7 protein-coding genes are annotated in these 5002 nt (G+C 66.4%); all 7 read right to left on the reverse strand.

Going from position 1 to position 5002, the window contains the following annotated elements:
• Positions 1–1385 (reverse strand): protein-disulfide reductase DsbD domain-containing protein (locus WCZ84_RS13565; protein ID WP_372686811.1); only part of this gene is annotated, 1385 nt, incomplete at its 3' end.
• Complete coding sequence (gene cutA / locus WCZ84_RS13570; protein ID WP_372686812.1) at positions 1378–1800, reverse strand: divalent-cation tolerance protein CutA; 423 nt, start codon at positions 1798–1800, stop codon at positions 1378–1380. The genes cutA and WCZ84_RS13565, both read right to left, overlap by 8 nt.
• A gap of 84 nt (positions 1801–1884) precedes the next feature.
• A complete protein-coding gene (gene rplQ / locus WCZ84_RS13575) occupies positions 1885–2268 on the reverse strand; it encodes a 50S ribosomal protein L17 (protein ID WP_372686813.1) in 384 nt (127 codons plus the stop codon).
• Positions 2269–2417: 149 nt separating this feature from the next.
• Positions 2418–3419, reverse strand: coding sequence for a DNA-directed RNA polymerase subunit alpha (gene rpoA, locus WCZ84_RS13580; RefSeq protein WP_372686814.1), 1002 nt, complete (start codon positions 3417–3419; stop codon positions 2418–2420).
• Between the two features lie 112 nt (positions 3420–3531).
• A complete protein-coding gene (rpsD, locus tag WCZ84_RS13585; RefSeq protein ID WP_372686815.1) occupies positions 3532–4155 on the reverse strand; it encodes a 30S ribosomal protein S4 in 624 nt (207 codons plus the stop codon).
• Positions 4156–4166: 11 nt separating this feature from the next.
• Positions 4167–4565, reverse strand: coding sequence for a 30S ribosomal protein S11 (rpsK, locus tag WCZ84_RS13590; protein ID WP_372686816.1), 399 nt, complete (start codon positions 4563–4565; stop codon positions 4167–4169).
• Between the two features lie 9 nt (positions 4566–4574).
• A complete protein-coding gene (rpsM, locus tag WCZ84_RS13595) occupies positions 4575–4940 on the reverse strand; it encodes a 30S ribosomal protein S13 (protein ID WP_372686817.1) in 366 nt (121 codons plus the stop codon).
• Positions 4941–5002 lie beyond the last annotated feature (62 nt).

Raw genomic sequence — 5002 nt, forward strand, 5'->3', positions numbered from 1 at the left:
CAGGCGGTGGCCAGGAGCAGGATGCCGAAAGCATGCTTCAGCGGCGTCATCCAGGCCCCGGCGCGTGGCAACAAGACGCCTGCGCCCGCCCCGACCGCCAGCAGCAGCAGGCCCTCGCCCCAGGCCATGGCAAACAGCGCGGCCCCCCCCACCAGCCAATCGCCCGTTTGCGAGATGAACAGCAGCACACCCGCCAGGGGCGCGGCCACGCAGGGCCCGACGATGAGGGCGGAGACGGCCCCCATGATGAACACGGCCCCGGTCTGGCCGCCCGGCAGGCGCTGCAGACGGGCCTGCAACGCCGTCTGCAGGCCCGTGGGGGCCTGCAGGGTGAAGACGTCCAGCATGGCCAAGGCGAACAGGGCCAGCAGCAGGGCAAAGACGCCCAGCACCCAGGGGTTCTGCAGCCAGGCCGCCAGGCCCGCGCCCAGCAGGCCGGCGGCGACGCCCAGTGCGGTGTAGACCAGCGACATGCCCAGCACATAGACGGCGGCCAGCCACAGGCCGCGCCCGCGCCCGATCGCGTGGCACCCAGGGCCGGCCGGACCGGCGTCCGCCCCGCCCGCTGCGCCCGAGAGCAAGGCCAGCAGGATGGGCACCATGGGCAGCACGCACGGCGTGAAGGACAGCAGGGCCCCGAAGGCCACGCTGAGCAGCAAGATGTGCCAAAGGGGCGCCTGGTGCAACCAGGCGGCCATGCCCATGTCGCCCCAGTCGCCCAGTTGGGCCGGCGGGCCGGACGCGACTGCGCCGACCACTGGTGTTCCACTCTCACTGGCGTCCGGGCCGGCGCCCGCGGGCCCGGCGTCCTGGGGCGCCGGCACGTGGTCGCGTACCAGGACGCCCTGCGCCACGTAGCCGCCCGGCGCCGCGGCCAGTGTGAAGGCCTGGGTCATGGGCGGGTAGCACAGGCCTTGGTCTGAACACCCCTGGCCGGTGACGGTGACCTGCAGTGGGCCGTCGGCCCCGGCCTGCAGGGGCACACGCAGGGTGACGCCGTCGTGGTAGACGACCATGTCCTGCTCGAAGGTCGGATCCCAGGTGACTTGGCCCTGCGGCAGCTGCAAGCCGTCTGACCATCGGGGCGTGCGCGCCTCGAGCTCGGGCGGTGTCAGCGCCGAGCGGTGGAACAGCAGCAGTTGCCCCTGGGCGTCTTCGAGACTGACCTCGAAGCGCTCCTGGTACATGTAGTAGTCGGATGCAATGCGGTAATGGATGTCGAGCGTGAGTGGATCGACCATCGCCGCCGACGCCACGAAGGCCTGCTCGGGCGGCAGGAAATCATCCAGCGTCTGGGCCGACGCGCAGAGGCCGGCCAGCAGGGCCAGCCAGGTGGCCAGCAGGAACCGCAGCGCGAGCCAGGCCGCCGACAGGGGCTTATTCATCCTTGCACAGGCAATGCGCGCTGGCTTCGGGGTCGACCCCGGCGCGGGTGTTTTCGATGACCCAGTCCAGATAGGGGGCGCTGCCAGCGGCGACCGGCTGGATGAGGAATTCGGGCACATCGTAGGGGTGCAGTTCGCACAGGCGCTGATACAGCGCCGGCAGCGCATCGGCGCTGGTCTTGAAAGTGAGGGGGATTTCATCCCCGCCTTCGAGCTTGCCCTGCCACATGTACATGCTGGTGATGGCCGGGCCGATATGGGCGCAGGCCACGCGCCGTTCTTCGACCAGATGATGGGCAATGCGCTTGGCCAGCATCAGGTCGGGCGCCGTGCTGAGCACGATGACCGTGTCAGCCGGCTCGCCCGCCTGGCGGCGCAACGGCGGCCGCCGGGCAGGTTCATTCAGGTTTGCCATGAAGCAATCCCTCTTGCTTGCATTCCATGACTGCCATGTTAGACAACTGCAGCCATGTGGACAAATGCCCGCGCGCCTGGCGGCTTATTCGTCGTCCTGCGCCTCGGCGTCGGGCCGGTCGACGAGCTCCATGAAGGCCATGGGAGCGTTGTCGCCCTGGCGAAAGCCCATCTTCAAGACACGCGTGTAGCCGCCATTGCGGGTGGCAAAGCGCGGGCCCAGGTCGTTGAACAGTTTGGTGACGGCATCGCGATCGCGCAGGCGCGCAAAGGCCAGGCGGCGGTTGGCCAGCGTCGGGGCCTTGCCCAGGGTGATCAGGGGTTCGACCACCCGGCGCAGCTCTTTGGCCTTGGGCAGAGTGGTCTTGATGGCTTCATGGTGGATGAGCGAGACGGCCATGTTGCGGAACATGGCCAGCCGATGGCTGCTGGTGCGGTTGAGTTTGCGTGGTCCGTGACGATGACGCATGATGGTTCCTTCAGGTTGAATCTTGATGGCCGGGATCTTCTATCGACCCTTGATCCGTCAGGATATCGGGCCGCGGCCGGCTCGGTTGCAATCGGGCTGGCCTATGGCCAGGCCCGGGTTTCGGGTTGCGGTTGTCTGCCGGCCTGGGTTCAGGGCCGCTCGAGGCCCACCGGGGGCCAGTTCTCGAGCTTCATGCCCAGGGTGAGGCCGCGGGTGGCCAGGACTTCTTTGATTTCGTTGAGCGATTTGCGCCCCAGGTTGGGGGTCTTGAGCAGCTCGTTCTCGGTGCGCTGGATGAGATCGCCGATATAGTAGATGTTTTCGGCCTTCAGGCAGTTGGCCGAGCGCACCGTGAGTTCGAGATCGTCGACCGGGCGCAGCAGCACAGGATCGATCGGGGCCGAGATGCTGTCGGCCAGGCCGCCCGCACCGGCCGCCGCGCCGCCGTCCTTGTCGGCCAGCGACACGAACACCGAGATCTGGTCCATGAGGATGCGGGCCGACTGGCGCACGGCTTCCTCGGGGCTGATCACCCCGTTGGTCTCGACGTCCAGCACCAGCTTGTCCAGGTCGGTGCGCTGCTCGACGCGGGCGTTTTCCACCGCGTAGCTGACGCGCCGCACCGGGCTGAACGAGGCATCGAGCACGATCTGGCCGATGGTGGCCGAGCGGTCGTCCGCCAGGGCGCGCACGTTGCCCGGCACGTAGCCACGGCCCTGCTCGACCTGGATCTGCATCTCGAGACGGCCACCGTCGGTGAGCGTGGCGATGAGATGGTCGGGGTTGACCACTTCGACGTCGTGCGGCAGTTCGATGTCGCGTGCGCGCACCTCGCAGGGGCCCTGCTTGTTGATCTGCAGGGTGACCTCTTCGCGGTTGTGCAGCTTGAAGACGACGCCCTTGAGGTTGAGCAGGATATCGACCACGTCTTCGCGCACCCCGTCGATGGTGGAGTATTCGTGCACCACCCCGCTGATCTGCACCTCGGTGGGTGCATAGCCCGTCATGGACGACAGCAGGATGCGGCGCAGGGCATTGCCCAGCGTATGGCCGTAGCCCCGCTCGAACGGCTCCATGGTGACCTTGGCGTGGTGCGGGCCCACGGACTCGACCGAGATCGAGCGCGGCTTGAGAAAACCTTGTGCAGACATGACAAATCCTTTTCAATACCCTCGGCTCGTTACACCGATAAGGCTGATGGATGATCGAAACCCCGATCCGGGCCATACGGCCCGGCCGGGGCAGAAGCAGAAAAAAAGTGAATCAGCGCGAGTAGAGTTCGACGACCAGCGATTCATTGACGTCGTGGGCGACGTCGGTGCGCTCGGGCGCCTGCTTGAAGACCCCCGACAGCTTGGTGGCGTCGACCTCGACCCATTGGGGCAGGCCGTTGCCGGTGGCGAGTTCGAGCGATTCTTTGATGCGGATCTGGCCCTTGGCCTTTTCACGCACCGACACCACGTCGCCCGCCTTGACCAGCATGGAGGCGATGTCCGCCGTATGGCCGTTGATCTCGATGGCGCGGTGGTTCACCAGCTGGCGTGCCTCGGCACGCGTGGAACCAAAGCCCATGCGATAGACGACGTTGTCGAGCCGCGACTCGAGCAGCTGGATGAGCGTCTCGCCCGTGGGGGCGCGGCGCCGCTCGGCTTCTTCGAAGTACTTGCGGAATTGTTTTTCGAGCACGCCGTACATGCGCTTGAGTTTTTGCTTTTCGCGCAGCTGCAGGCCGAAGTCGGACGTGCGGGCGCCCGAGGTGCGGCCGTGCTGACCGGGCTTGGATTCGAGCTTGCACTTGGTGTCGAGCGAACGGCGCGCGCTTTTCAGGAAGAGATCGGTGCCTTCGCGACGCGAAAGCTTGCATTTGGGACCAGTATAACGAGCCAAGATAGTTCCCCTTAGATACGACGACGCTTGGGCGGGCGGCACCCGTTGTGCGGCACCGGCGTGATGTCTGAGATGCTGGTGATGCGAATGCCCAGCGCGTTGAGGGCGCGCACCGAGGACTCGCGCCCCGGGCCCGGACCCTTGATGAGGACTTCGAGCGTCTTGATGCCGTACTCTTGCGCCTGGCGGCCGACCTGTTCGCCGGCCACCTGGGCGGCAAAGGGCGTGGACTTGCGCGAGCCCTTGAAGCCGGCCCCCCCAGAGGTGGCCCAGGCCAGGGTGTTGCCCTGGCGGTCGGTGATGGTGATGATGGTGTTGTTGAACGAAGCGTGCACGTGGGCAATGCCGTCGGACACGTTCTTCTTGACTTTCCTGCGGACGCGGCTGGCGCCCGATTGTGCTTTGGCCATGGTGGTTCCTTATTTCTTCAGGGACGCAGCGGCGCGACGGGGGCCCTTGCGGGTGCGCGCGTTGGTGCGGGTGCGCTGGCCGCGCACCGGCAGACCCCGCTTGTGGCGCATGCCACGATACGTGCCCAGGTCGACCAGGCGCTTGATCGACAGCTGTACTTCGCGGCGCAGGTCGCCTTCGATCGTGTAGCTGTTGATCTGTTCGCGCAGCTTTTCGAGCTCGGCGTCGGTGAGATCCTTGATTTTCTTGCTGTAAGCAATGCCGCTTGCATCGCAGATCTGGCGTGCGCGCGTGCGGCCGATGCCGAAGATCGCCGTCAGGCCGATCTCGGCGTGTTGATGCGGTGGGATGTTGATGCCAGCAATACGGGCCATGTTCTTTCCTTGAATCCGTGATGCCCGGCCTTAGCCTTGGCGTTGCTTGTGACGCGGGTCGG

This window comes from Castellaniella sp., from assembly GCF_041675725.1.
In the GTDB taxonomy this organism is placed as follows: domain Bacteria; phylum Pseudomonadota; class Gammaproteobacteria; order Burkholderiales; family Burkholderiaceae_B; genus Castellaniella.

Excerpts from the sequence above, each read along its gene's own strand:
- rplQ (WP_372686813.1), bottom strand. The coding sequence starts at position 2,268 with ATGCGTCATCGTCACGGACCACGCAAACTCAACCGCACCAGCAGCCAT.
- rpsM (WP_372686817.1), bottom strand. The coding sequence starts at position 4,940 with ATGGCCCGTATTGCTGGCATCAACATCCCACCGCATCAACACGCCGAG.
- cutA (WP_372686812.1), bottom strand. The coding sequence starts at position 1,800 with ATGGCAAACCTGAATGAACCTGCCCGGCGGCCGCCGTTGCGCCGCCAG.
- rpoA (WP_372686814.1), bottom strand. The coding sequence starts at position 3,419 with ATGTCTGCACAAGGTTTTCTCAAGCCGCGCTCGATCTCGGTCGAGTCC.
- rpsK (WP_372686816.1), bottom strand. The coding sequence starts at position 4,565 with ATGGCCAAAGCACAATCGGGCGCCAGCCGCGTCCGCAGGAAAGTCAAG.